Here is a 26036-nt window from a genome sequence, read left to right as displayed (position 1 = left end):
ATCCATCTTCGCGGATGGAGGGATGCGCCGGGAATGGCACTGGCAGATCGTCTTGCAAAGCTTGCCTATCCTTGACGGCTTGAGGGAGCCATCCATATGCATTTTCGAATGGTCGTACCGGCTGCCATCTTCCTGCTAGCGACGATTCGAATTCTGGCGAAGCGCTTTCAGAAGTTCGCGCCGGCATTTTTCTCAGCTGTTTTTCTGGTTGCCTTGCAGGGTTTCGCAACCCCGTCCTACGCGCTGTCGTCCGGCTGCACCGCTTTGTCGGGTTACTTCGATTCTGCAAGCGGGGGGTATCACGGGACCTCCAGCGCATCCAATTTCAACACAGGCGAGCGCGTTGTCGTTACCTGGACGAGCGGAAACGGCGGTTCCAATTACTGGATTACGTCGGGAGGCGCCACGGTATTTGGCCCGTCGACAGGCACCGGCACCTATACGGTCCCATCCACAACATCCAACCCGATAGCAGTGGTCGTCAACAATACGGGCAACTTCCGGATCGACTGGAGTTGCTTGGCCCCGCTCGGCGCGGCTCCGACGGTAACTGCCCTGTCGCCGACAACGGGACCGACCGCGGGCGGCACAAGCGTCACACTGACCGGTACGGGTTTCACCGGGGCGACGGCCGTGCATTTTGGCGCAACGAATGCGCCAGGCTTCAGTGTAAATTCGGATAGCTCCATAACCGTGTCATCGCCTTCCGGGAGTGCCAGCACTGTAAATGTCACGGTCACGAATCCCGGTGGAACGTCGACAACAGGCGCCGCGAATCAATTCACCTATGTCTCTCCGGTGACGGCAACGACTGCGATTGCGTCGAAAGCTGCCACGCAAGCCAGGGCCGTCTCGGCATTCACACCCGTCACGGGCTCGGGTGGCACCGCTCCACTGACTTATAGTATCTCGCCGGCACTTCCCGCCGGGCTAAGCGTGAGTGGCTCCAGCGGCACTATTTCAGGCACGCCCAGCGTGACCTTGGCACCCTCGAATTTTACCGTCACCGTCACCGACACGAACGGACTGACTGCATCTGCGGGATTCACATTGGCAGTCAATTCGGCGGTAACGGCAACGCAGGGAGTTCCCTCGACGGCGTTGACTGCCAATCATTCCGCAACCGCATTCAGGCCGGTGACCGGCGGCGGTGGAACGGGCAGTTTGACTTATAGCGTCTTCCCGACGTTACCTTCAGGCCTGTCGTTGGATGCGTCCACCGGCTTCGTATCGGGCGTTCCAACGGCGACCAGCAGTGCAGCGACCTATACCGTAACGATCACCGACATCAACGGCGCAACGGCCAGCAACACGTTCAGTCTGGCGGTCAACGGGTCGCCAACGGCCACGCAGGCGGTTGCCTCCATAACGTTGACGAGCGGTCATGCAGCCACCGCCTTCACGCCTGTGACAGGATCGGGCGGGACCACGCCGCTTACCTACAGCATTTCGCCGGCATTGCCCGGTGGCCTGTCGTTCAACGCCTCAACGGGCCTCGTCTCCGGGACCCCGACGTCGGCAAGCGGCACAGCGACCTATACTGTGACGGTCACCGACACCAACGGCGCAACAGCCAGCAACACCTTCAGTTTGACGGTAAACGGCCCGCCGACAGCCACGCAGGCCATCGCCTCTGTCGCGTTGACGAGCGGTCGTGCGGCGACCGCCTTCACGCCTGTGACGGGATCGGGTGGGACCGCGCCGCTTACTTACAGCATCTCGCCGGCATTGCCCGCGGGCTTGTCGATCAATGCCTCGACGGGCGCGGTCACAGGCACTCCGACGACCTCGCTCACAGCGACCACCTTCATAGTGACGGTGACGGATTCCAACAGCACGACGGCAAGCAATAGTTTTATTCTGGTCGTGAATAGCCCGGTAGCGGCCAGCCAGGCGGTGGCATCCGCAACTCTGACGGCCAATCACGCCGCGAGTACCTTCGTACCGGTCACAGGGTCTGGAGGCACTGCGCCGCTTGCCTATGGAATATCACCGGTGTTGCCGGCGGGATTGTCGTTCGACACGAGTACGGGCGCGGTCTCCGGTACGGCGACGTCGGCTAGCAGCGCGACGACCTATACGGTCACGGTTACCGACACCAACGGGTCCAATGCCAGCCAGAGCTTTAGCCTCGCTGTAAACGGCCCGATAGCCGCAAGCCAGGCAGTTGCCTCCACGTCGCTGACGACCGGTCACGCGGCAACTTCGTTCACGCCTGTCACCGGCAGCGGCGGAACGGGAACGCTGTCTTATGCCGTCTCGCCATCGCTGCCATCGGGACTTTCGTTCAGCACCGCGACCGGCACCATATCCGGAACGCCGACTGCGGCGAGCGGCGCGACCACCTACACAGTCACAGTCACAGATATCAATGGTGCGACGGCAAGTGCGACCTTCGGCTTGACGGTCAACAGCGCAGTAGCCGCAACACAGGCGGTCGCGTCCACATCCTTGACGAGCGGACACGCGGCGACCGCCTTCACACCCGTCGCCGGCAGCGGCGGCACCGGAACCCTGTCTTACGCCGTCTCGCCATCCCTGCCGTCAGGCCTGGCATTCGATACGGCAACGGGCGTGGTCTCCGGCACGCCAACCTCGGCAAATGCCGCGACCACCTATACCGTCACGGTCAGCGACACCAATGGCGCCACGGCCGCCGCAACCTTCAGCTTAACGGTAAACGGCGCGGTGACCGCGACACAAGCCGTCGCTTCCGCATCATTGACGAGCGGACACGCCGTGACCTCGTTCACGCCCGTCACCGGGAGCGGCGGGACGGGAGCCCTGTCCTACAGCGTCTCGCCATCCCTGCCGGCAGGCGTTGCCTTCAGTACCTCCAGCGGTGCTGTGTCGGGATCGCCAACGGCGGCAAGTGCGGCGACCACCTATACCGTGACCGTCACGGACGCCAACGGCGCCGCTGCGACTGCGACCTTTAATTTGACAGTGAACGGCGCAGTGACCGCAACGCAGGCGGTCGCTTCCGCATCGTTGACGAGGGGCCACGCGGCGGCTCCGTTCACCCCCGTCACCGGCGGCGGCGGGACGGGCACCTTGTCCTACGCCATCTCACCTTCCCTGCCGTCAGGACTTTCGTTCAGCACCTCGAGCGGCACTGTGTCGGGAACGGCAACGTCGGCAAGCACCACCACCACCTATACCGTCACCGTCACGGACGCCAACGGCGCGACGGGCAGCGCTACCTTCAGCCTGACGGTGAATGGCGCGGTGACGGCCACCCAGGCGATTGCGTCCACGTCGCTGACGAGCGGCCACGCGGCAACCTCCTTCACACCGGTTACCGGCAGCGGCGGCACCGGAGCCCTGTCCTACACCGTCTCACCTTCCCTGCCGTCGGGGCTTTCGTTCAGTGGTTCAAGCGGCACTGTGTCGGGAACCGCAACGTCGGCAAGCGGTGCAACGAGCTATACCGTTACCGTCACCGACGCCAACGGCGCGACCGCCAGTGCCGCCTTCAGCTTGGCGGTAAACGGTGCGGTAACGGCAAACCAGATAGTTGCTTCCACGACGCTGACGAGCGGCCATGCGGCGACCTCGTTCACGCCCGTCAGCGGCAGCGGCGGGACGGGCGCCTTGTCCTAAAGCGTCTCGCCTTCCCTGCCGTCGGGTCTTTCGTTCAGTGCTTCGAGCGGCACGGTATCGGGAACCGCAGCATCTGCCAGTGGCGCAACGAGCTATACCGTCACCGTCACGGATGCCAACGGCGCAACGGCCAGTGCCGCCTTCGACCTGACCGTGAACGGTGCGGTGACGGCAACGCAGGCGGTCGCCAGCACAATGCTCACAAATGGGCATGCGGCGACATCATTCACGCCCGTTACCGGCAGCGGCGGGACGGGCACCCTGTCCTACGCCGTCTCACCTTCCCTGCCGTCAGGGCTCTCGTTCAGCACCTCCAGCGGTACGGTTTCGGGAACGCCGGCATCGGCGAGCAGCGCAACGACCTACACGGTGACCATTAGTGATGCCAACGGCGCGACGGGCAGCGCCACCTTCAGCCTGACGGTGAATGGCGCGGTGACGGCCACCCAGGCGATTGCGTCGACGTCGCTGACGAGCGGCCACGCGGCAACATCGTTCACACCCGTCACCGGCGGCGGCGGGACCGGCACCTTGTCCTATAACGTTTCGCCATCCTTGCCTGCAGGCTTGACGTTCAATACGGCGACAGGGGCGGTTTCCGGTACGCCAGGTGCCGGAAGCGGCACCGCCTCATATACCGTCACGGTCACCGACACCAACGGCGCCACAGCCAGTGCGGCCTTCAGCCTGACGGTAAATGGCGCGGTAACAGCCACCCAGGCGATCGCCTCCCAGACATTGATACTCGGCCATGCGGCATCCACCTTCGCTCCGGTCACGGGGAGCGGCGGGACTGGAGCTTTGACCTACGCGCTTTCACCGACGCTCCCGTCGGGCCTGTCGTTCAATACGGCGACAGGCGCCATCTCCGGCATACCAACGGCAATAAGCGGTGCAACGACCTATACCGTCGCCGTCACCGACACCAATGGCGCCGCTGCGAGCGCAACCTTCAGCTTAACGGTCATTCTTCCGACCTTGACGTTTACGCCCACCAGTCTCCCGAACGGCGTGGCCGGCAATGCTTATGCGCAAACCATAACCGCCTCGAGCGGGATGGGGCCATACTCCTATGCCGTCAGCAGCGGATCTCTCCCCGATGGGCTGTCGCTCGACACAGCAACCGGAAAACTCAGCGGCACGCCGAAGGGCGCGGGCGCGAGCAACTTCACGATCACGGCGACGGACGTTCATACCGCAACCGGGTCGATCACCTACGCTTTGACCATCTCCGGCCCGGCCATCACCGTTGTTTCTTCAAGCGCTACGGTCGTTGCAGGCGTCTCGACGACGATAGACCTGACCCAGGGCGCGACAGGCGGCCCCTTCACCGGCGCCCGGCTGGTTTCACTGTCGCCGGCTTCGGCGGGCACGGCGATGATCACGTTGGGTGATACTGCGGCAGCCTCCGAAATGGTCGTTGCCGAGGTCGTCAGCGCCGGGCACTACAAGCTGAAATTCACGGCATCGCCGGACTTTTCCGGCACCGCGGTGGCAACCTTCACGCTCAGCAACGTCTTCGGATCCTCACCGCCCGGCACGGTAACCTTCGTCGTCACACCACGCAAGGATCCCTCGAAGGATCCCGATGTCATCGGCCTTATCAACGCGCAAACGGATGCAGCCAAGCGCTTCGCCGAAACACAGATCTCCAACTTCAACGATCACCTGGAACAGCTTCACGGCGACGGCTGCCTGCAGAATCAATGGGATCTGACGGTCAGCGACAATCGAAGCGGATCAAAAGACAATTCGACCACCCCTCAGACGGATTCATCGGACGACGGTCTGATTGCGCGCAAGGGCAAGGACAAGCCAGCCCATCCTCAAAAGGCTCGGGACGACAGCAAGGATCGTTGCTCGCCCTTTGGAGAGGGAAGCATTGCGGTGTGGACCGGCGGCTTCGTGAACTTCGGCTCGAGGAATATCAGCTCCCTCGACCAGGGCTACGACTACACGACCGTCGGTGTGAGCGCGGGCGTGGACTATCGCTTCAGCAAATCCTTTACGGCCGGCGTCGGCCTGGGTTACGGAAGCGATCAGAGCCGCATCGGCGACAATGGAACGCAGAGTGACGCAAAGTCCTATAGTTTCGCGCTGTATGGCAGCTATCATCCGACGTCGGACACGTTCATCGACAGCTTGGCGGGTTACGGACTGCTGAACTTCGATTCCAAACGGTTTGCGGTGGATACCGACAGCTTTGCCAATGGTTCCCGCGATGGCCATCAGTTCTTCGGCTCCGTAACGACGGGCTACGAATATACCAATGACGGCTTCCTGATCTCTCCCTACGGACGTCTTTCAGCGTCCCGATCGACACTGGATTCCTTCACGGAATCCGGGGCGGACTGGGCGAACTTAAGTTATGGATCGCAGTCGATCGATACGCTCACGGGTACGCTTGGCCTACGGGTCGCATATAAGATCGGCACGGATTGGGGGTTCATCACTCCGCGCGCCCGCTTGGAGTATGGGCACGACTTCGCCGGAGACAGCAGCGTTTCGCTCGGCTACGCCGATCTGCCGAACTCCAAGTTCGACCTGAAAACGCTCGGGACCGGAAACGACTACGCGACGGTTTCCGTCGGTGCCGATTTCAAGGTAGGGCAAGACCTGACAATTGGCGCAGAGTACGGGACGACACTGGGGCAGACGGGCACGACACCGCAACAAGTGCGCCTGAGCATCCGCGAACGCTTCTAGCGCGCCTTCGAACGGCAGCCGCACAGCCTCCGCCGGGACATGGGAGACGTCACCCAATCAGCCAAATGGGTACGTCCACGTTGGCCCATAGGGCTGTCAACGACATCGGACGCTGTGCCTGAAAAGCACAGCGCTCAAGTCCGATCGCCAGCACGAATATCGGCGCTGAAATCGGCGGCACGTATGAGTGAGAGCCGGTTCCTGTCGGCAATCAAAAGATCAATCTCCGCCTAAGCGCCGAGATGCATTCCACTGTCGATCACGATGCATTGGCCCGTGACTTTGCTGGCCCGGTCGCTCAACCACAAGATGGCATCCGCGATGTCGGCGGCATCGGGAATGCTTTTCAGAGGGGATGCGTCGATCAAGTTTGCCTTGAAGTCGCCATAGGAGGCTTCATCATGCCAGGAGAGCGCCCAGGTCGTATCGACGAAGCCGGGGCAAACGGAGTTGACGCGGATCCGCGGCGCCAGCGTTCGTGCCAGGCCCATCGTCATCGTGTTGATCGCGCCTTTCGATGCGGCATAGGCAAGCGATGAGCCGGAGCCGGAGAAGGCGGAATTGGAGGAAACGTTGACGATCGACCCTAGCTCTGCCTGTTTGAGATGGGGTACGGCCGCGCGGATCATCTGATAGGTGCCGACGACGTTGACATCGAAGATATGGCCGAAATCCTCGGCATTCGAAGCTTCCAGATCGGTTGCTTCGGCATAGCGGGTCACGCCTGCATTGTTGACCAGCGCATCAATCCGGCCGAAATGCTTCACTGCGGCCTCCGCGATTGACCGGCAATCGGCATCATCGGCGATGTCGCCCCGAATGCAGATCGCGTCGACACCCCGGATCCGGCATCGATCGGCAACAGCCTCCGCGCCTTCGCGGTTGCGGCTGTAGTTGACGACGATATCGTAGCCGGCCGCGGCAAAGGCGAAAGCGGCCGCAGCGCCGATCCCCGAACCGCCGCCGGTGACAACAACGCATTTTCTGCCCGTTTCCTCGATCATCTCTTGCCCCTTCAGTCGCGGATGCGCCGGCCGTCGGCATCGAACAGGCAAACCTTGCTCGTATCGATCCTCAAGCGGACGTCTTGCCCCGGCTTCGAGATCAGGCGCTCATGAAGCGTCAGCGTGATCCGCTGCGCGCCCGCCTGGACGATCACTTCCGTCGAGGCGCCCGTGGGTTCGATAATGTGAACCGTTCCCGGCACGCCCTGATCCGACAGACGAATATGTTCGGGGCGGATGCCGTAGAAAACACGCTGGCCATCGGCAGCGCTCGAGACGGGCAGCGTCAGTCTCATGCCGTCGCTTGTTTCGAAGGCGCCAGCCTTGACCTCCCCTTCGAGGATGTTCATCGCCGGAGAGCCAATGAACTGCGCGACAAAAATGTTGGCCGGATCGTCGTAGAGGTCCAAAGGCGTTCCGGATTGCTCGACAACCCCTGACCGCATAACCACGATTCGGTCGGCCATCGTCATCGCCTCGACCTGATCGTGGGTGACGTAGACCGTCGTTGTCTTCAGCCGCTGGTGCAGCGCCTTGATTTCGGCGCGCATCTGCACGCGCAGCTTGGCATCGAGGTTCGACAAGGGCTCGTCGAACAGAAACACCTTCGGATCGCGGACAATCGCGCGGCCCATGGCGACGCGCTGGCGTTGACCGCCGGACAATTGACGCGGATAGCGGGTCAGCAGATCCTGCAGTCCGAGAATTTCCGCGGCCCGCATCACCTTTCCATCGATCTCCGGCTTCGGCACCTTCTTGAGCGAAAGCGCAAACTCCATGTTTTCGCGGATGGTCATGTGCGGATAGAGCGCATAGTTCTGAAAAACCATGGCGATATCGCGCGCCTTGGGCGCGATATCGTTGATCACATTGCCAGCAATCGCTATCTCGCCATCGGTAATCTCTTCCAGTCCCGCAATCATCCGCAAGAGCGTGGACTTTCCACAGCCGGAAGGTCCGACGAGTACGACGAATTCGCCATCCGGGATGTCGACCGAGATGTCCTTGATGATGCTGGTTTGCGCGTAGCTCTTGCTGACATTGCGGATTTGAACGGAGCTCATGTCGAGATTCCCTTGCCTGGCTATTTCACGGCGCCTTGCGTGATGCCGGCGATAAACTGCTTGGAGAGGATGATATAAAGAAGCGTGATCGGCAGCGCGGCCAGCGTCAGGCCGGTGAACATGACGCCCCAATCGGTGGTGAATTCGCCGATGAAGACGGTCAGGCCCTGCGGCAGCGTCTTCAGATCATCCGAGGTGATGAGGATCAGCGGAAAGAAGAAATCGTTCCAGATGGGAACGGCATTCTGGATCGCGACGATCACCATGGCCGGCCGCGCCAGCGGCAGCATGATGCGCAGCATGATCAGCAGTTCGCTTGCGCCATCGATGCGTGCGGATTCTTCGAGTTCCCGCGGCAACGTCCGAAGGAAGCCGGTCAGGATGAAGACCGCGGACGGCAGGCCCATGGCGACGTAGACGAGGATCAGCCCCGCATAGGTATCGATCAGATGCAGCGCGTCGAGCTGAATGAAGAGCGGAATGATCGCCAGCTTAAGGGGGACCGTCATGCCGCTGATGAAGAACATCAGGACGGCTCCGCCGAGCTTGAATTCATACCGCGCTATCGCATAGGCCGCCATGGTGCCAAATACGAGGATCAGCACGATCGAGGCGGCTGTGACACCGAAGGAATTCAGCATATAGCGAATGAAATTGGTCTGCTCCCATACCTTCTGCAAGTTCGTCAGCGCGAAGCTATGCGGCAAGGCAAAGGGCGAGCTGAAGATCTCGGCATTCGTCTTGAAGGCGGACACAACCATGACGAAGAGCGGATAGAGCATCACCAGCCCATTCAGCGCCAGCAGCGCTTGAATGACGCCGTTCTTCATCCACTCGTTGGAATTCTTCATGTCTAGTCTCGCAGGTTTGAAGGCGACAACGGCAAGGCGCAATCTCTAAAGCTGGATTTCGCGGCGGCGCAGGAACCGCAAAGCGACGAACGAAAAACCGGCGACGAAGATGAACATCAGCACGGCGAGAGCGCTGCCCTGGCCGAAATCCTGAATGCCGCTCGTCACGCTGCCGAAGGCCGTACGGTAGAAATAGAGACCCAGGACATCCGTCGAGCCCCCCGGCGAACCGGTGAGGCCGGCCATCACATAGGGGATCTCGAACCAGTTGAAGCTGCCGATGAATGTCAGGATGCAGACGATCGTCACGCTCGGCGCGATCAGCGGCCAGATGATCTTGCGAAGCAGGACATAATCGCCGGCGCCGTCAAGACGGGCAGCCTCGATCACCTCGGATGAAATGCGCTGCATCCCGGCGAGGAGTACAAGGGTCGGAAACCCGAGCCAATGCCAGACATTGGCGAAGATGATGCTGCCCAGCGCGGTGTTCTCATTGCCCAGCCAGGCCGGCCCCTGGATGTGAATGAGCGCCAAAGCACCGTTCACCAGGCCGAAGAGAGGGTGCAGGAACAGTTTCCACAGGAAGCCGACGATGACTGAGGATAGCACCACGGGCACAAAGATGATGACCTGGTGGATGCGATGCCCCGGCAGCCCTTTCAAGAGCGCGAACGCGATCAGGAAAGCAGTCCCGTTCTCGAAGATCATCAGCGAGATGAATACGATGACGTTGTGCCAGAAGGCATTGTACGTCCAGCCGCTGAAAGGCTCCTCGAACAGCACCTTGCGGAAGTTTTCCAATCCAACGAAGTTCGAAGGCAGGAGCCCGTTGAAATCGTAGAAAGCAAACCGCAGGGCGGACAGCAATGGCCAGACGACAAAGAGCGTCATCACGGCCAGAGCCGGAAACAGCAGGAAGAAAATCCACCACGACCGGCGCCGCGGCCAAAGGGACGTGGATCGGCGCCGATCTGAACTCATCTTATTTCCCCTGGAAAGGCTTGTACCACTTGGCGAGACCGTTGGTGAGGTCGGCGCCCAGCTGTTCAGGTGTCATCGATCCCGACATCATCTTCGTAATGTCGGTCTGCAGCAACTCGGATCCCGTCGGCTTTTCGAAACGGAAGTAGACGACGTTGATATGCGGCATGGCAGTCTCGTTGAGCTTGGCAACCTCGGCCAGCAGGGGATCCTTCACCTCGACGCCCTTGATCGGCGAGATGTTTCCAAGAAGCGCGGTGAACTTGTCTCCGAATTCCTTGGTGCCCATCCAGGCCACCAGTTTCAGAGCGGCATCCTTGTTGGGCGAAGCGGCATTGACCGCATAGCCGCCGTCGAAGAATTTCGTCACCTGCGGAATGTCGCCTGCCTTGGCAGCCGGTGGCGCAACGAATTCCATGTTGAGCTGCGGATTCTGGCTTTTGTAGGTGGCGATATCGAAGCTTCCGCCGGCAAGCATGGCGGCACGCCCACTCACGAACAACTGGCCGGCGGTGTCATAGTCGACGCCTTCGTAACCGGACGGCATGTAGTCGCGCAGTTCAAGCAGTTTGTTGAGCGCTGCGATGTAGCGCGGGTCCTTGAATGTCGCCTTTCCGGTCTTCAGGTCCGAGACGAAATCCTGTCCGAGGAAGGGGCCAGTGAAGGATGCGACGAACATCTCATTGAACCAGCTGGTGCCGAGGCCGTTCGCCAGCGGGATAATGCCCTTTTCCTTCAGCGCCTTGGAGACGGTGATGAACTCGTCCCATGTGGTCGGCGGCTTCAGGCCGGCCTGCTGGAAGACATCCTTGTTGATGAACAGACCGAGGGTCTGCGACGCGAAAGGCAGAGAGTAAACCTGCCCGTCGCCGCGATAGGTGCCGGCCAGCAGCGCGTCGGCCGACATGTTGGCAAGCGAAGGCATATTCGAGCTGTCCTGCTTGACGAAGTAGCCGGATTTTATGAACTGCTCCAGCCAGCCATAGGCGTGGGTGTGAATGACATCGCCACCCTTTCCGCCGGCAAGCGCGGTGGAAACGATCGTCGGGTAGTTCTCGTCCGGAAAGGATTCGAACTTCACATGAATGTCCGGATTCTCCTTCGTGAAATCGGAGAATAGCTCGTTGTACGCGGCCTTGTCTTCCTGACGCCAGGTCCAGAAAGAAATGTCAGTCGCATAGGTAAAGGGCGCGGAAACGCCCCAGGCGATGGTTGCTGCGGTCAGCACCCCTGCAATCGATTTCAGTTTCATTGCGCTCCCCCTTTTTGGTTCTAGAGCATGTCCACGACGATTACCAAATCATAGTTCTTGCGTTCTGGCTAGATAGTTTGTAAATTTGCCTAACTATATTTTTGATGACAGGGCGCCAAACCATATGAAACAAGCTGACCTCATCGCCGGGATCGACATCGGGGGAACGAAAACGCATATCCTCGTCAAGGATTCCGGCCGCGTTATCGCGGACAAGGTGGTTGCCTCCACGGACTGGCGCATATGGGACCGGGAAAAAGATGCCGCAGCACTCGCCGCGCTCATCAAGCAGACGGCCGGCGGCAAACTATTTGCAACCGTAATCGGTGCCCATGGCTGTGACACGGATCTGCATTGCAAACAGCTCGAATCCGACCTCGCCCCGCAGCTGGAGGGTCACATAAAGGTCGTCAACGATTCCGAATTGCTCGTTCCGGCTGCAGGTTTTCAGTCCGGCATCGGCGTCGTGTCTGGGACCGGATCGATCGCCGTCGCCCGCAACGCGGATGACGAAATGCTCGTCGCCGGCGGATGGGGCTGGATTCTCGGAGACGAAGGCAGCGCCGCCGCTCTCGTCAGGGAAGCTGCGCGCGCGGTTCGCGGCGCGATAGACCTCGGACAAACGAACGATCCGCTGATTGCGGAGTTGATGGCAAAGCTCAGGATCGCCGACCCGACCAAGATCGGCCGGCTTTTGAACGATACCCGCAGCGCCGCCATCTGGGGCGGCTATGCCGATGCCGTGTTTGGCGCCGCAAGGCAGGGCTCGCCATTGGCAAACCGGGTGATCCGCGAAGGCGCGAACGCACTTGCCGCTCTGATTGGGGTCCTGATCGGCCGCGGGGCGGATGCGCGTCATGTGGTGATCGGCGGCGGTGTCGTCGTCGAACAGCCGATGCTTTTCGACGCATTTGTCGACGCCATGTCGAACCTGTCGCCGGCCAGCGAGGTCACGCTGCTGCGCGCGCCTCCCGTGACCGGCGCGCTGGCAATGGCCGAACGTTTTCGCAATGGCATTCTAGGAATGGAGAAATTCAATGGCAAATGAACGGATTGGCTATCGCGGTGCCGTCGCCCGGCAACCGGAGAGCCTGGCTCAGGGCTTGGAGACCGTGGCGAGCGCGCTGCAGGCGATCGATATAGCGCCTTTTCGCGGCAAGTCGATCGGTTTTGCGGGCATAGGCGCCAGCTACCAGGCCGCGATGGTCGGCGCCTTCTATCTCCGGCTGCTTGGCGTCCCATCCTTCCCCTATTGCCCGACCGATCTCTATCAGGCCGTGGATAGCGCTGCGGAAGCTTTTGTCGCTCTGTCGGCATCCGGGCAGAGCAAGGAGATTTCCGATGTCATGGCGCTGCGCGCGCATCTGCCTCGCGTGGCAATCTGCAGAAGCGGCGGCAATCCGCTGGCCGATCTCGTCGGCGCCGTCATTCCAAGCGGCTCCGGCGCGGACAACGGTGCAAGCTCGACCGGCTATACCGGCATGGTGCTGGCCATTGGGCTTCTCTGCGATGCCATTGCTGGCAAGGCCTTCGGCGGATGGACGGAATTGCCGTCAGCCGTTCGGCAGACATTGCAATCGGCGCGGGGGGCGGCAAAAGCGGCAGCGGCCAGCCTGCAATCCTGTGCCGAGATCGATCTCGTCGGTGCCGGCGCCGGCTTTGCGACTGCCGGCGAAGGCGCGATGCTGATCCGCGAAGCGGTGCGTATCCCGGCGGCCGGGTGGGATACCCTCAACTATCTGCACGGCCCGATGGAATCCCAGGATGGCCGCACCGGCGTCATCGCTTTCGGCAATGGCCGCGAGGTGAGGATAGCGCAGGATATGGCGGGCTTCGGCTGCCCCTCGGTTCTGATCACGAATCGCGATGACGTCGCCGAGCGTCCAGGTCTCACCGTCATGACGGTGCCGGGATTCGACAATCCGGTGGCCGACGCGATCATACAGATCGTCGCGGTGCAGATGATCGTCGGCGATATGCAAGACGCGGCCGGGCTGACCGATATCACCTTCCGTTATCGCCAAACCGATACGAAATTGAAACCCTGGTCACCGACGGAAGTCTGACCCTAGCCAAACGAAGGCTGTGGTTCATCGGCCGCAGCCTCATTCCAGGGAAGAACGACGGTGGCATCCGGCGTTTCTCCCAGGATTCTCGCCAGCGCGTATTCCGCGGCCAGCCGCGTTGCGCCAAGAACCGTACCATTTGCGCCGAGCGTGCTGTTTGCGATTTCCGTTGCCCAGCTCAGATCGCGCGACACATGTCGAACCTCGTCCAGAATCATGGGATTCTGCCCAACACCGCCGCCGAGCACAACGAGACCCGGATCGAAGAAGCCGATGCAACCAGCGACCATTCGTCCAATATCGGCAGCGTGCCGGTTGACCCAGTCCAGAGCTTCCTTTTCGCCTTGCTGCGCACGATCGAAGAGTTCCCGCGCGGTTGCCGGCGCATCGCCCGCCGACCATCCGGCAATGCAGCGTTCCATCAACGCATCGGAGCCGAGATAATGTTCGAGGCCTTCACGTTCCGGAACGGCATCCAGCGACCACGGAAAGGGGATGCGGCCGGCTTCCCCTGCCGCACCGTTAAAGCCGCGAAACAGTTTTCCGCCGATGACGATGCCGAGACCGACGCGTACGCCGACCTGCAGGAATACAAAGATGTCCCGGCCTTTCGCTATGCCGGTTTGCAGTTCGCCGAAGGCGGCGCAGTTCACGTTGTTTTCGAGAAGGATCGGCGCATCAACCGAACGGCGCAAGCGCTGCAGAACGGCCTCCGGCGCGCGACGCTTGTTCTGACCAAGGCGATTTCTGGAAACGATGCGCGGAACGGCAACGGCAATGCTGCGGAGCACCTTGCCACGAGGGCCAACAGCCAGGATCGCAGCCTTCGCGGCGTCATCGACGACAGACGCGACCTCTTCAATCGTCGCGCGGCTCTGCTTTGCGATTTTGAGCTCGACGGTTGCAAGCGGACTGCCGTCAAGTCCCTGCGCGACGGCGCGGACCTGTCCCGCGCCGACATCCATGCCGATGACGTAACCCGTTGCGGGCCCGAGCGCATAAACGGTCGCGGACCGGCCCATGGCGCCCTGCTGCGAGCCGATCGGCGCGACGAGGCCAAGCGCGCCCAGCTCGTTCATGACCGCGGTCATCGTCGGCTTGGACAGATCGAGGATCGCGCCAAGCCTTGGGCGGGTAATCGGTCCGGACGAAGCCACCACGCGCAGAACCTGACGCGAACTTTCCGTGAGAGATGGAATTGGGCTGGGTGGCATCTTGGCTCGTTTCGGTGGGCGGCGGCGATTCTGGCACCGCAAAATGCAAATCGCATCTGGCAGTTTCAATCATCCTCCATAGCCCAGTGTCAATAAAGGCGTGATCCTTATGTCCTCGACATCAGAGCCAAACCGGCAAAGCCAAGACGCGCTCAGCGCCGAAGTCGGAAAGACTTCGCATGAGACTGTCGAGGCAATCGCATTCGATTATTTCGGTCTCACCGGAAGGGCAGCGACGCTGTCGAGCGAGCGGGATGAAACCTTCCTGATCCAGACGGATACGGCAGACGACTATATTCTCAAGATCGCCAATCCGGCCGAGCGGCCTGATGTCCTCGAATTTCAGACGCAGGCGCTCATCCATCTCGCAGCCAAATCACCGGCCCTTCCTCTGCCTCGCGCCATTCCTTCTACAACTGGCCAGATGCTGGTTACCCTGCCTCTCGGGGAGAAGCCGCGGATTGCGCGGTTGCTGACCTATCTTCCTGGTCGGCAACTTTACAAGGCTCGGCGCTCGCCGGAGCAGATGGGCTCCTTGGGCGAGATGCTTGCTCGTCTCGGCAAGGGCCTGGCGGCTTTCCACCCGCAAACTCCGCACCAGACCCTGCTTTGGGATATTTGCAATGCGGCCGCGCTGACCGGGTATGTCACCCATGTCGAGCCCTCGCGGCAAAGGATGGTCGGCCACGTCCTCGAAAACTTCGACCTGCTTGCAAACGGGGCGATGAGGGGACTGCGACGGCAGGTCATCCACAACGACTTCAATCCGCACAATATCGTTGTTTCGGAGCGGGATCCCGCGACGGTGACGGGCGTCATCGACTTCGGGGATATGGTCGAAGCGCCTCTCATCAATGACCTTGCCGTCGCACTTTCATACCAGATCGGCGCAGAAAACGGGCTCGACGACATCGTCGCCATGCTTCGCGCCTATCACCGCGTCAATCCGCTCGATCCTTTGGAAATCTCCTGCCTTCCGACTTTGTTACGCACGCGGCTCGCCATGACCGTCATCATTACCGAATGGCGCGCCGCCCTTTATCCGGAGAACCGTGACTATATTCTCCGCAATCACCCAATCGCACTTGCCGGCCTCACACGCCTTGTCGACCACAGCGACGCAGACCTTGGCGCTTTCTTCCGGCAGAAAATCGGAGACCTCTCATGACGATGGCAAATGCATTCGGCGCTGATGATTTCAGCCGGCTGAACAAGGAAGAGCAAGAGATGATCGCGCGTCGTGAACGCGTCCTCGGGCCGGCCTATCGTCTCTTCTACGAACGGCCGCTGCATTTCGTGCGCGGCGAAGGGGTCTGGCTCTACGATGCAGACGGCCAAGCCTACCTTGACGCCTATAACAACGTCGCCTCCATCGGTCATGGCAACCCCACGGTTCTTGAGGCAATCGGTCGGCAGGCGGCAACGCTCAACACCCACACCCGATATCTGCATGAGGGCATCCTGGCCTATGCCGAAGCGCTAACGGCAACCTTTCCGGCCGAGCTCAGCCAGGTCATGTTCACATGCACGGGAAGCGAAGCGAACGATCTCGCCGTGCGCATCGCGCGGACCTATACCGGCGGGACGGGTATCATTGTGACATCCCATGCATACCATGGCGTCACCGGCACGGTGGCGGAATTCTCTCCCTCGCTTGGGCCCAATGTCGACCTTGGAATTCACGTCAGGACTGTTTCGCCGCCGAACCCGGATCTGCCAGCATCCGAGGTCGAAGCGGCCTTCTCCCGCGAAGTCGAAGCCGCAATCGCCGACCTCAGGCGGCACGGCATCAAACCGGCGATGCTCATCGTCGATACGATCTTCTCCAGTGATGGGGTCATCGCCGATCCTCCGGGCTTTCTGAAAGCGGCGGTCGCGGCTATCCGCGCGGCAGGCGGCATCTTCGTCGCCGATGAGGTCCAGCCAGGTTTCGGGCGGACGGGCGAAGCGCTATGGGGCTTCCTCCGTCACGACATCGTTCCGGACCTTGTCACGACCGGCAAACCGATGGGCAATGGCTATCCGATGGCCGGCCTGATTGCCCGGCCGGAGATTATTGCCGATTTCGGCCGCAACGCCCGCTATTTCAATACGTTCGGCGGCAATCCTGTCGCGGCCGCCGCCGGGCAGGCCGTCCTTGACGTCATCAGAGATCAGGACCTTGTCGCGAATGCCCGCTCGGTGGGCGCCTATCTCAAGGCGGCGCTGGAGACATATGCCGGTCGCTCCGAGCTTATCAAGTCCGTCCGCGGGGTGGGCCTGTTCCTGGGCGTCGACGTGATGGAAGGCGGAGAGCCTTCGGCGGCCGCAGCCGCCCGAATCGTCAACGGTCTCCGCGACAGGCGCGTTCTGATCAGTGCCAGCGGTCCCCATGCCAACGTCCTGAAAATCCGGCCACCATTGGTATTTTCGCGCTCGCACGCCGATTGCTTTATGGAAGCCTTCGACGCCACATTGAAAGACGTCATGCAAAAGGGCCGATGATTACAGGCCGTCCGCAACGACGACTATACCGTGGGTCTTTTCATGCGCTCACCTCCGTCAGCCGGGACACCTCGTCCAGCTGGCGGAGGTTGAGGCAGAAGTCGAGAAGCGAATTTCCATATTCCGCCGACGCGCCGCCGTAAGCGATATTGCCTTTGAACTTGGCGATCAGTTCGTCGCGGGTCAGCGGCTCGCGGACGCCGCCGCGGAAATGCGGCTGACGCAACTCCACGACCGAACCATCCTTGAGGCTCACCCGGATGTGACCGGTATAATTCCTTGGATACTCGTTGGCCGGGTCGATGACGTAGCGGATCCGGCCGGCAAGATCGAGTACGCGCGGATCGGCGGCCCTTTCGTCGGTGAACTGCTGCAGACCGGCGTCGCCGTCAAAGAAGGCGACCGCCATGCAGAAGGGCATGCTGAACTTTGCCGCATAGCCGGAAGGCGGCCTGTGTTTGGTCGGCAGGGGTTCCCAGAGGCGGTCCACCAACCCCTCCCCGGTCTCGGAGACGATCGAAACGATATCCTCGGCCTTGACGTCCGTTGCCCGCAGCCTGAGCATGCAGTCGATGAAGGGATGGATCATCGTGCCGCAGGCATAGAGCTTGAAGGCGATCTTTTCCATCAGCCATTCGGTGCCGATGCCTTCGGTCAGGGCCTCGTAATCCGGCGCGGCTCCCCTGCTGAAGACCTTGAAGATGTTTCTCGGCCCCTCGAAGACGGTGCGCGGTCCGAAATAGCCGGAGCGCCCCAGGAGGGCGGCGCGATAGCCGGATTGCGCGGCCCAGCCCGGATGAAGGCGCTTGGTCCAGGCGCCTTCGGTCAGAAACTCCCCGATGCCGGACGCCATGCTGCCGGCAATGCCGAAGGCGTTCGTCAGTTGCCGGGCATCGAGGCCGAGCGTGACGCCAGCGCCTGCCGCCGCACCCAAGGCGCCGATGACGCCGACGGGATGGAAGCCCGCCTTGTGGATGGCGCCCGGAACCACGCTGTTGAACCTGCAGATCATTTCCAGTCCGGCCAGGATGCCTCTCAGGGTATCGGCACCGCTGCGGCGATATCGTTGCGCGGTGGCGAGGACCGCCGGCAGCACCATGGCGCCGACACGGATCGGGGCGCCTTCGAGCGTATCGTCGAAATCCTCGCCATGGGTTGCCGTGCCGTTGATGAGCGCGGCCGCAGCCGCGTCGAAACCGCCGGCATGGCCGATCGCCGTGCAATTGCCGATGCCGTCGCTGGCCTCGACGATCGCGCGAATATAATCGGAATTGCGGGCCGCGACGCAAAGTCCGGCCATGTCGATCAAATCGTTGACGGCGACCTCCTCGGCCCGGCCAGGGACGTCCTCCAGACGGAAAGAAGTGAGCGAGGCGGAAATACGCTCGGCAAGCGAGGCGCCCGGCGCCATCAAGACGAATTCATCGGTCGACACGAGATACCTTCCAGATTGAAACGAGGAAAAGCGGGATGGGCCAGTCAGGAATGCACATCCTGCGTGAACCATTCCGACGGCAGTCGATGGCCCAGTCCGGCTTGCCGTGCCCTGTCGAGAAGCACCGCTCCGGCGGCGGCAAACTGATAGCCGAGGCCGTGGAAATTCAGGAAGCAGGTGATCTCGTCAGCCGATTGCCGGCCCGACGCCGCACCTGCCACCAGTTCGGCAAGCGATGGGGCAGCCGCGATCTTCGCCAGCCTTGGATCGGAATTGATCTGCTTGCTGCCTTCCTTGTGGGTCAGCCCCTTGGCGACGACAAGGTGATCGCTGCCCATATTGCCGGGATCGTGGACGATGATCCTGTCGGCTTTCAACAGAGCCTCCGGGGCGATCTCCCCATCGCGGATGGAGCCTATGTGCATTCCGGGCTCCACCCAGCTTGCCTGGAAAACCGCCTGCAGGCTGTTGGTGGCGCAGAGCACGATATCCGCCGCCCGCACCGCCTCTTCCGGCGCGATGAAGGCTCTGGCCGGAATGTTCAACCGTCCTTCGAGGGCGGCAGCGAAGGTCCGCGCATTGTCGGGATTGGGGCTGAAGATGCGGATCTCCGACAGGGGCCGGACCGCGGCGGCGGCCATGGCTTGGGCATGGGCCTGCCAGCCGGAACCAAGGATGGCAAGCCGCGAGGCGTCCCCGCGCGCCATATGGCGAAGCGCAAGCCCGCTGGAGGCTCCGACGCGCATGCGCTGCAGCACGCCGTCCGGCAGAATGGCCAGCGGCTCCCCGGTCACGGTGCTGAACAGCAGGATCAGGCCGACCCAGCGGTCGCCCGGTGCCGCTGGCACCTTCACCTTGCGGGTTCGTCCGCCCGCCGAAGGGAAGCTGAGGATATCGGAATTGATCCGCACCGCGCCGATGCCGCTGGCTGGCACAATGCCGCCGACCATCTTCAGGGAATAAACGCCGCCGTCCTCCCGCTGCGTCGCCGTGATCATGTCCGAGCGCCGGCCGTTGACCGCCGTTCCCTCGAAAGCCGCACGATAGGCGAGCTCGAAGCTTTCGATGCATGCCTTCATGTCAAGCAGCGCATCGACGTCCGCGTTCGAGAGATAAAGCATGCACAACTCCGGTGAATAGGCTTCGGGAGATCAAAGCGGAGTACGGATGGAACGCCCCAGAGTGCCGGGCCGGCAAGTGCGCAAACATCTCTCTCGTCATTCCCGGCTAGATCCGTGATGACGTGCCTTTTACGCTCTTTGCCGTTGCGCGGAGGCACGACGCTCGCCGTGCCTCTCCTGTTCACTTTCAAGCCGCCCGTTCAGACCCAAAGACGCTTGGGCAGCGGAAGACCGGCATAGAGCTCCGGCCCGATTTCCAGCTCGGCGCCGAGACGGCCGGCGGCGATGATGTCGAGCTGGCGGGAATGCTGCGTGCAATGCCAGACACCGCGCTCCACCACCTGGCTGGACGGCTGGTCTCCGTAATAGGTCTTGAGACGCTCGGGGATGGCAAGATGGCCACCCTTTGCCTTCCATGCCTGCAGCTCGCCATGCGTCTTTTCGAGATGGGCGATGATGTCGGCCTTGGTGACGATCGCCGGATCGACGTAGGCATGCACCGGCTTGATCTCGATCAGCCCGTCTTCCATCTGGCGGACGAAGGCATGGACGATCTGACCGATATGGACGGCAAGCTCCCTGATGGACCGGTCGCGCACGGGGATGACGCGTTCGCGCAGATGCTCCTCATCGAATTTGTCGACGATCCTGCGCGCCTTCGCAAGGATAAGATCCCAGCGAGCGAAGAGCTCGTCGTTGCCGAGACGTTTGTGATCGCGCGAAACACCGAGAAGATTTGCGACGTCATCGAGGTTCTGCGAGTAGACGAATCTGGTTCCGAGACGGACGGCCGGGATGCTCCGCAGACCCGATGCCAGGATTTCCTCCATGGCGCCTTCGTCCTCAAGTACATTGACGGATTCGAATTCGTATCCGAGCTCCTCAACATATTCCTTCGTCTTCAAGCAGCTCGAGCATCCGGGCTTCCAATAGACCGAAATCTCCGGCCGCTCTTTCAGTATCGTGTTTTCTGACACCATGTGCAGGGCTCCAGTTTTGCTAGTACGACGAAACGCTCGCCGAGGGATGCCCGTGAGATAGGCTTCACCACAAAAAGTGTCAACACATTTGATGGAGAAGAGCGGGACATCGCTACATATGGCGGCCTGAAAATCTCCAAATAGAAAAATGTGTCAACGATCGTGAGATATTTGGAAATAATCTCTATTGACTAAGTAGACTATAAATTGATGAATGCCTCATCGCTTTTCAGGGATCCTTTGCCATGAAACTTACCGCTCTCGCCGCCACGCTTTCGGGCGTCCTTTTCTCCGCCCTCGCCTTCGCACCCGCCCATGCAGAGGACCGGAAGCTGAACGAGCCGATCTTCGCGCAGCTGTACAAGGAGGCGAAGTCGAAGAACGAAACGGAGGTGGTCTACTACACCGCCGCCCGTACCGAAGAGGCAGAGCGGCTGAACGAACTCTGGAGCCAGAACTTCCCCGACATCCAGCTGACGATCGTCGGGAAGAAGGCCCCGGAACTCATTACCCAGGTGGAAGCAGAGAAGGCCGCCGGTGTCGTGCGCGCCGACGTCGTGACCATGACGCAGCCCTATGTGGCCGTTCAATGGAAGAAGGAAGGGCGTTACCAGCCCTATAAGGTCAGCTCTTTCGACAAGCTCGGCGACTATGCCGACAAGGACGGCGCCTATTATTCGTCCGGCGTTTACCTGCTGCCGGCCGCCTACAGCAGCAGCGCCATCACCGACAAGAACGACCTGCCAAAGAGTTTCGCGGATTTCCTCGATCCGAAGTGGAAGGGAAAGATCGTCCTGGCCGATCCGGCCACGGCCGGCAACAACCGCACCTTCTTCCTGGCCATGTTGCAGGCCGGCAAGATCGACTGGCCCTATCTCGAAAAGCTCGCGAAACAGAACGTCCTCTTCGTGCGTGGCAATGCCGAGGTCGTGCGCGCACTGGCTTCCGGCGAGCGGTCCGTAACGCCGACCATTTCCTCCTTCAACGTCATCGTTTCGAAGGAAAAGGGCCAGACGGTCGATTTCTACGGCCTCAATAACGGGACGCTGGTGACGGAGCAGCCGAGCGGCATCCTGACAGGCGCACCGCATCCGGCTGCGGCGAGGCTTCTGCTGGAAGTTCTCACCAGCGCCGAAGGACAGGCGATCCAGGCCGATGCCGGCAAATACTGGCCGACAAACTCGGAGTCAAAATCGGTTGCCGGCCTTCCCCAGCTCGTCAGCTTCAAGCCCTTCAATGTCGACCTCGATGAATTGTCCGATGACGCGGCCGCCGACACATTCCTCAAGCGATTTGCCAAAACCTTCGGACGCGAATGATATGGCGCTGGCAGCAAGAGAAGCGCAAGCCACCCATCCGAGCCTGCTCCTCAGCAGGCTTGGCAAGCGATTGGGTGGCAGATCCGTGGTCAACGGCATCGATCTCGCGGTCAATGCCGGCGAATGCGTCGTCCTGCTCGGCCCAAGCGGCTGCGGCAAGACGACGACATTGCGCATGGTCGCGGGGTTCATCGACCCCGACGAGGGTGAGATCCGTATCGAGGGCAGATTGACGGCGGGCAACGGCACCTCGGTTCCGACCGAGCGCCGGCAGCTCGGCATGGTGTTTCAGAGCTATGCCGTATGGCCGCATAAATCGGTCCACGACAACATCGCCTTCGGCCTAAAGATCGCCGGCCATGATCGCAACACGGTAAGGGACAGGGTGCGTCAGGTATTGGAGCTGGTGCAGCTTGATGCCCATGCCGATCGTTTCCCCGCGGATTTGAGCGGTGGCCAGCAGCAACGCGTCGCCTTGGCGCGCGCCGTCGTCATGCAGCCGAATCTGCTCCTCTTCGACGAGCCGCTGTCCAACCTCGATGCCGGGCTGCGGGAAGAGCTTCGGGGCGAGCTGCAGCGACTGCATTCGGAAAAGGGAATAACCATGCTTTACGTGACGCACGATCAGCAGGAGGCTCTGGCCCTTGCCGACCGGATCGCTGTCATGAACGCCGGGCGGATCGAGCAGTTTGCCAGCCCCGAAGACATCTATCGTCAGCCGCGCTCGCGCTTCGTCGCCTCCTTCGTCGGTGCCGCCAATCTTCTGGAAGGCCGCATCGTCGCCAGGGACGAGAGCGCATGTCGCCTCCGCATCGAGACGGAGCATTGCGGCACGTTCCTGGCCCAGGCAGACCGCGACTTCGTTGCAACGGGCAGGATCGGCGATCGCGCCGCCGTCGTGCTAAGGCCGGAAGACCTGACGTTGGCGGCGCACGGAGAGGGTTTTGCCGCAACGCTGCAGGACGTCACATTCCTCGGCGATTGCTACGAGACGACCCTTCATATCCCCGGTGGCCGCATTCGCGCCAGAAGCCGCAACCGCCTTATCGCCACGCGTGGCAGCCGGGTTGCCGTAACCGCCAATCCCGAAGCAATATGGGCGGTCCCGTGACCTTGGTTTCGAGCCTGGAACGCATGCCATCGAGGATGATCAGTCTGAAAGCGATCAGGACGATCCGCAGCTGGGGCAACGAGCCGGTCAAGCTGGCGGCAATGTTTGCCGTCGCCATCCTGCTCTGCGCGCTGATCATCTATCCCATCGGCCTGCTTGTGAAATTCGGCCTGACGGACAAGGACGGCTCTTTTTCCATTAAAACCCTGTTCACCGCTTTCAGTCAGCCGGGCATGGCGAAGGCCTGCCTCAATACGATCAGCCTCGCTCTGCTGGTCTGCCTGGGGGCGAACATCATCGCTCTGCCCATGGCGTGGCTGGTGACGCGAACCGACATGCCCTGCAAGGCGTTCGTCCGCGTCGGTGTGGCGCTTGCCTTCGTCATTCCATCCTTCGTCACCGTGATTGCATGGATCTTCCTCGCCTCGCCGAATTCGGGCTATCTCAACAAGGCCGCCCGCCAGTTTCTCGGCATCGATGGGCCGCTGCTCGATATCGTCAGCTTCGGCGGACTGGTGTTCGTCGAGGCGTCCCATCTCTTTCCGCTGATCTTCTTCGCGGTCTCGACGGCGCTCGCCAATATCGATCCCAGCCAGGAGCAGGCCGCCCGGGTGCTGGGCGCGGGACGGCTTCGCGTGATGGCATCGATCACGCTGCCGCTCGTCACTCCCGCAATCGTCTCCGGCACCATGCTCGTCCTGCTGGACTCCATTTCGTCCTTCGGTGCGCCGATGGCGATCGGCACCATGGCGAATTTCTCGGTGCTCACCACGAAGATCTACGCCATGCTGTCCTTTCCGCCGCATCTCGAACTGGCGGCGGCAGCCTCCCTGCCGATCGTGCTGGTTACGCTTCTCTGTCTCGCCCTGCAGCGCAGGCTGACCGGCGCCAATCGCTATCGGACGATCTCCGGCAAGCTTGGCGCGGCGGCACCCGAGCGGCTTGGCCGCGCCCGCTGGCCGGCCTTTCTCCTCTGTCTCGCCGTCATTTTCGTAACGGCGCTGCTGCCGCTGCTGGCGCTCGTCGCGCTTGCCCTGCTGAAGGCCTTCGGCTTGCCGCTGACCTGGGCGAACATGACCTTCCGCAACTTCGAAATGATCGCCAATCCCAGCCGATCGACATTTCCAACAATCTCGCACAGCTTTCTCCTGGCGTCCGCGACGGCCTTTGCCTGCGTCACCATCGGCCTCGTCTGCGCCTGGTTCGTCGAGCGCTCGACCATCATCGGCCGGGGCGTGGTGAGCGTCGTAATCATGGTCACTTACGGATTTCCGGCCGTCGCCTTCGCCGTCGCCATCATGCTGGGCTACATCAACCTCCTCTATGGCACATTCACGATCATCGGCATTGCCTATGTCGCCAAGAACCTGCCGGTCGCCTTCGTATTCTTCCGTTCGGCCTTCAAGCAGCTTTCGGTGGAGCTCGAAGAAGCCGCGCGTGTGGTCGGCGCAGGCTGGGGCCTCACCATGCTGCACATCAGCCTGCCGCTTCTCAAGACCAGCGCGTGGTCTGCCGCCCTGCTTGTCTTTGCGGTCGCGTTGCGTGAGCTTTCCATGTCGGCGATCCTCTCGCAGCCGGGAACCGAGGTCATGTCCACGCAAGTGCTGGATTATGTAGAAACCGGCGCAATCGAGCTTGCGGCAGCCATGGCTCTGATTATCGTCGTTCTGAGCATCATTGCCCTGACGGCGATGCGGCTCATCGCCGGACGGAACCCGATCGAGGCCAAATGACAGAAAAGGCATATCCCGCTGCCGCCGCGCCGACTTCGCCGCCGACCCTTTGGCAGCTGTTCTCCTCCTGTGCCAAGATCAGCGTCTCCAGCTTCGGCGGTGCCGTCAGCGCGATGATCCGCGTCGAATTCGTGGTGGCCAAGCAATGGGTGGCGGAGGCGGATTTCCTCGAAGGACTGGCGCTGGCGCAGACGCTGCCGGGCGTCAATGTCGTCAATCTCAGCCTCTGGCTGGGCTACAGCCTGCGCGGCACGATCGGCGCCATCGTCGCCGTGTTTGGCTCGATCCTGCCGCCGGCCATCATCATTGTTGCGGCAAGCGCCTTCATCCATCGCATCAGCGGCATACCGCTGGTGACGCAATTGCTCGCCGGCGTTGCCGCCGCGGCACTCGGTTTCTCGCTCAACATGGGCATTCGTGCCGCGCGTCACGCGCTGGCCGATATTCTCTCGCTGCTGGTCTTCGCCGCAACGATCGTTGCCAGCCTTGCGCAGGTGCCGCTGGTCTTCATCGTCTGCCTGCTGGGGCCGCTCAATATCGGCTTGGCCTATTGGAAGCTCCGCCGTGGACAAAGATGATTCCGTTCTTCTGCTGCTGATGAAACTGGCGCCGCTATCGTTGATGACGATCGGCGGCGGCCTGAGCATCGTCGGCGACCTTCAGCGGCTGAGCGTCGAGCATGGCTGGTTCACGGTCGAGGGCTTCAACGAGATCTTCGCTTTGTCACGCGTCGCACCTGGGCCGGCGACGCTCATCGTCACCCTCATCGGCTGGCATGTCGCGGGCGTTGCCGGCGCGATCGCGGCATCGCTGGCGATCTTCCTGCCCTCCAGCGTCCTGACCTACAGCGTCGCCAGGCTATGGCATGCGCATCGTTCCGCCATCTGGACCAGAGCCGTCGCGATTGGCCTTGCGCCCATCGCCGCCGGGCTGATCATCAGCAGCACGGCGGCTCTGCTGCAGCACGCGGTCGGACAATACATTGCCTGGCTGGTCGCGATATTGACCGCAGTCCTCTCGTCGAGGACGCGCTCCGGCCCGCTTCCCCTGCTGGCGATCGGCGCGGCCGTCTTTATGGTCCTCTACAGATTTTTCTCCTGACTCGGGCGATT

The 26036-nt window shown here is 61.6% G+C and carries 20 protein-coding genes and 1 pseudogene; 12 read left to right on the top strand and 9 right to left on the bottom strand.

Annotated features, from left to right (window positions below; genetic code table 11):
- The first annotated feature begins 96 nt into the window (after positions 1–96).
- From ACQZ6J_RS16665 to ACQZ6J_RS16655, 3 genes and pseudogenes are all read left to right on the top strand, one after another.
- Positions 97–3603: a beta strand repeat-containing protein gene (locus ACQZ6J_RS16665; RefSeq protein ID WP_449084875.1), complete on the top strand. Its 3507-nt coding sequence runs from the start codon at positions 97–99 to the stop codon at positions 3601–3603.
- Positions 3604–3618: 15 nt separating this feature from the next.
- Positions 3619–3702: pseudogene (locus ACQZ6J_RS16660) on the top strand (putative Ig domain-containing protein); the annotation flags it as partial.
- A gap of 96 nt (positions 3703–3798) precedes the next feature.
- Positions 3799–6309, top strand: coding sequence for an autotransporter domain-containing protein (locus tag ACQZ6J_RS16655; RefSeq protein WP_449084874.1), 2511 nt, complete (start codon positions 3799–3801; stop codon positions 6307–6309).
- Between the two features lie 230 nt (positions 6310–6539).
- On the opposite strand, the gene ACQZ6J_RS16650 is transcribed toward ACQZ6J_RS16655, so the two are convergent.
- Genes ACQZ6J_RS16650 through ACQZ6J_RS16630 form a run of 5 tightly spaced genes read right to left on the bottom strand, consistent with a single transcriptional unit; the run spans position 6540 to position 11461 of the window.
- Complete coding sequence (locus ACQZ6J_RS16650) at positions 6540–7313, bottom strand: SDR family NAD(P)-dependent oxidoreductase (RefSeq protein WP_449084873.1); 774 nt, start codon at positions 7311–7313, stop codon at positions 6540–6542.
- An 11-nt stretch (positions 7314–7324) separates the two neighbouring features.
- Positions 7325–8377: an ABC transporter ATP-binding protein gene (locus tag ACQZ6J_RS16645; protein ID WP_449084872.1), complete on the bottom strand. Its 1053-nt coding sequence runs from the start codon at positions 8375–8377 to the stop codon at positions 7325–7327.
- 20 nt (positions 8378–8397) lie between these two features.
- Positions 8398–9228 carry a carbohydrate ABC transporter permease gene (locus ACQZ6J_RS16640; protein WP_163985642.1) on the bottom strand — a complete coding sequence of 277 codons (831 nt, stop codon included), beginning with the start codon at positions 9226–9228 and terminating at the stop codon, positions 8398–8400.
- Between the two features lie 45 nt (positions 9229–9273).
- The gene (locus tag ACQZ6J_RS16635) at positions 9274–10209 is read right to left on the bottom strand and encodes a carbohydrate ABC transporter permease (RefSeq protein WP_163985643.1); all 936 of its coding nucleotides are present in this window, start codon (positions 10207–10209) and stop codon (positions 9274–9276) included.
- 1 nt (position 10210) lies between these two features.
- The gene (locus ACQZ6J_RS16630; RefSeq protein ID WP_163985644.1) at positions 10211–11461 is read right to left on the bottom strand and encodes an extracellular solute-binding protein; all 1251 of its coding nucleotides are present in this window, start codon (positions 11459–11461) and stop codon (positions 10211–10213) included.
- Between the two features lie 124 nt (positions 11462–11585).
- On the opposite strand from ACQZ6J_RS16630, the gene ACQZ6J_RS16625 reads away from it, so the two are divergent.
- Positions 11586–12509, top strand: coding sequence for an N-acetylglucosamine kinase (locus ACQZ6J_RS16625; RefSeq protein WP_449084871.1), 924 nt, complete (start codon positions 11586–11588; stop codon positions 12507–12509).
- The gene (locus ACQZ6J_RS16620; RefSeq protein WP_449084870.1) at positions 12499–13527 is read left to right on the top strand and encodes an SIS domain-containing protein; all 1029 of its coding nucleotides are present in this window, start codon (positions 12499–12501) and stop codon (positions 13525–13527) included. Before ACQZ6J_RS16625 ends, ACQZ6J_RS16620 begins: the two co-directional genes overlap by 11 nt.
- Before the next feature lie 2 nt (positions 13528–13529).
- Here ACQZ6J_RS16620 and ACQZ6J_RS16615 read toward each other — a convergent pair whose 3' ends face one another.
- Positions 13530–14741, bottom strand: a complete 1212-nt coding sequence (locus tag ACQZ6J_RS16615; protein ID WP_449084869.1) for an ROK family transcriptional regulator — start codon at positions 14739–14741, stop codon at positions 13530–13532.
- A 109-nt stretch (positions 14742–14850) separates the two neighbouring features.
- Here ACQZ6J_RS16615 and ACQZ6J_RS16610 point away from each other — a divergent pair, with 109 nt between their 5' ends.
- The gene (locus tag ACQZ6J_RS16610) at positions 14851–15909 is read left to right on the top strand and encodes a phosphotransferase (protein WP_449084868.1); all 1059 of its coding nucleotides are present in this window, start codon (positions 14851–14853) and stop codon (positions 15907–15909) included.
- The gene (locus ACQZ6J_RS16605) at positions 15906–17225 is read left to right on the top strand and encodes an aspartate aminotransferase family protein (protein WP_449084867.1); all 1320 of its coding nucleotides are present in this window, start codon (positions 15906–15908) and stop codon (positions 17223–17225) included. Before ACQZ6J_RS16610 ends, ACQZ6J_RS16605 begins: the two co-directional genes overlap by 4 nt.
- A gap of 40 nt (positions 17226–17265) precedes the next feature.
- Here ACQZ6J_RS16605 and ACQZ6J_RS16600 read toward each other — a convergent pair whose 3' ends face one another.
- The 3 genes from ACQZ6J_RS16600 to ACQZ6J_RS16590 all read right to left on the bottom strand — a co-directional run bounded on the left by ACQZ6J_RS16600 (position 17266) and on the right by ACQZ6J_RS16590 (position 20761).
- Positions 17266–18660 (bottom strand): MmgE/PrpD family protein, encoded by a 1395-nt coding sequence (locus ACQZ6J_RS16600; RefSeq protein WP_449084866.1) that lies wholly within the window; start codon positions 18658–18660, stop codon positions 17266–17268.
- Between the two features lie 44 nt (positions 18661–18704).
- Positions 18705–19781, bottom strand: coding sequence for an ornithine cyclodeaminase family protein (locus ACQZ6J_RS16595; RefSeq protein WP_449084865.1), 1077 nt, complete (start codon positions 19779–19781; stop codon positions 18705–18707).
- A gap of 200 nt (positions 19782–19981) precedes the next feature.
- Positions 19982–20761 (bottom strand): glutaredoxin, encoded by a 780-nt coding sequence (locus ACQZ6J_RS16590; protein WP_163985651.1) that lies wholly within the window; start codon positions 20759–20761, stop codon positions 19982–19984.
- Positions 20762–21006: 245 nt separating this feature from the next.
- Between ACQZ6J_RS16590 and ACQZ6J_RS16585 the strand changes: the two genes are divergently transcribed.
- Genes ACQZ6J_RS16585 through ACQZ6J_RS16565 form a run of 5 tightly spaced genes read left to right on the top strand, consistent with a single transcriptional unit; the run spans position 21007 to position 26025 of the window.
- The gene (locus ACQZ6J_RS16585; protein WP_449084864.1) at positions 21007–22080 is read left to right on the top strand and encodes an ABC transporter substrate-binding protein; all 1074 of its coding nucleotides are present in this window, start codon (positions 21007–21009) and stop codon (positions 22078–22080) included.
- Position 22081: 1 nt separating this feature from the next.
- Positions 22082–23191, top strand: coding sequence for an ABC transporter ATP-binding protein (locus tag ACQZ6J_RS16580; protein WP_449084863.1), 1110 nt, complete (start codon positions 22082–22084; stop codon positions 23189–23191).
- Positions 23188–24924 carry an ABC transporter permease gene (locus ACQZ6J_RS16575; protein ID WP_449084862.1) on the top strand — a complete coding sequence of 579 codons (1737 nt, stop codon included), beginning with the start codon at positions 23188–23190 and terminating at the stop codon, positions 24922–24924. The genes ACQZ6J_RS16580 and ACQZ6J_RS16575 overlap by 4 nt, the downstream gene beginning before the upstream one ends.
- Entirely contained in the window at positions 24921–25502 is a 582-nt protein-coding gene (locus tag ACQZ6J_RS16570) for a chromate transporter (RefSeq protein WP_449084861.1), read from the top strand. Before ACQZ6J_RS16575 ends, ACQZ6J_RS16570 begins: the two co-directional genes overlap by 4 nt.
- Positions 25489–26025, top strand: a complete 537-nt coding sequence (locus ACQZ6J_RS16565; RefSeq protein ID WP_449084860.1) for a chromate transporter — start codon at positions 25489–25491, stop codon at positions 26023–26025. Before ACQZ6J_RS16570 ends, ACQZ6J_RS16565 begins: the two co-directional genes overlap by 14 nt.
- Positions 26026–26036: the final 11 nt, after the last annotated feature.

Source organism: Rhizobium sp. A37_96 (assembly GCF_053521765.1).
Note: the sequence above shows the minus strand (reverse complement) of the source record. Positions and strands in the feature narration are given on the sequence as shown.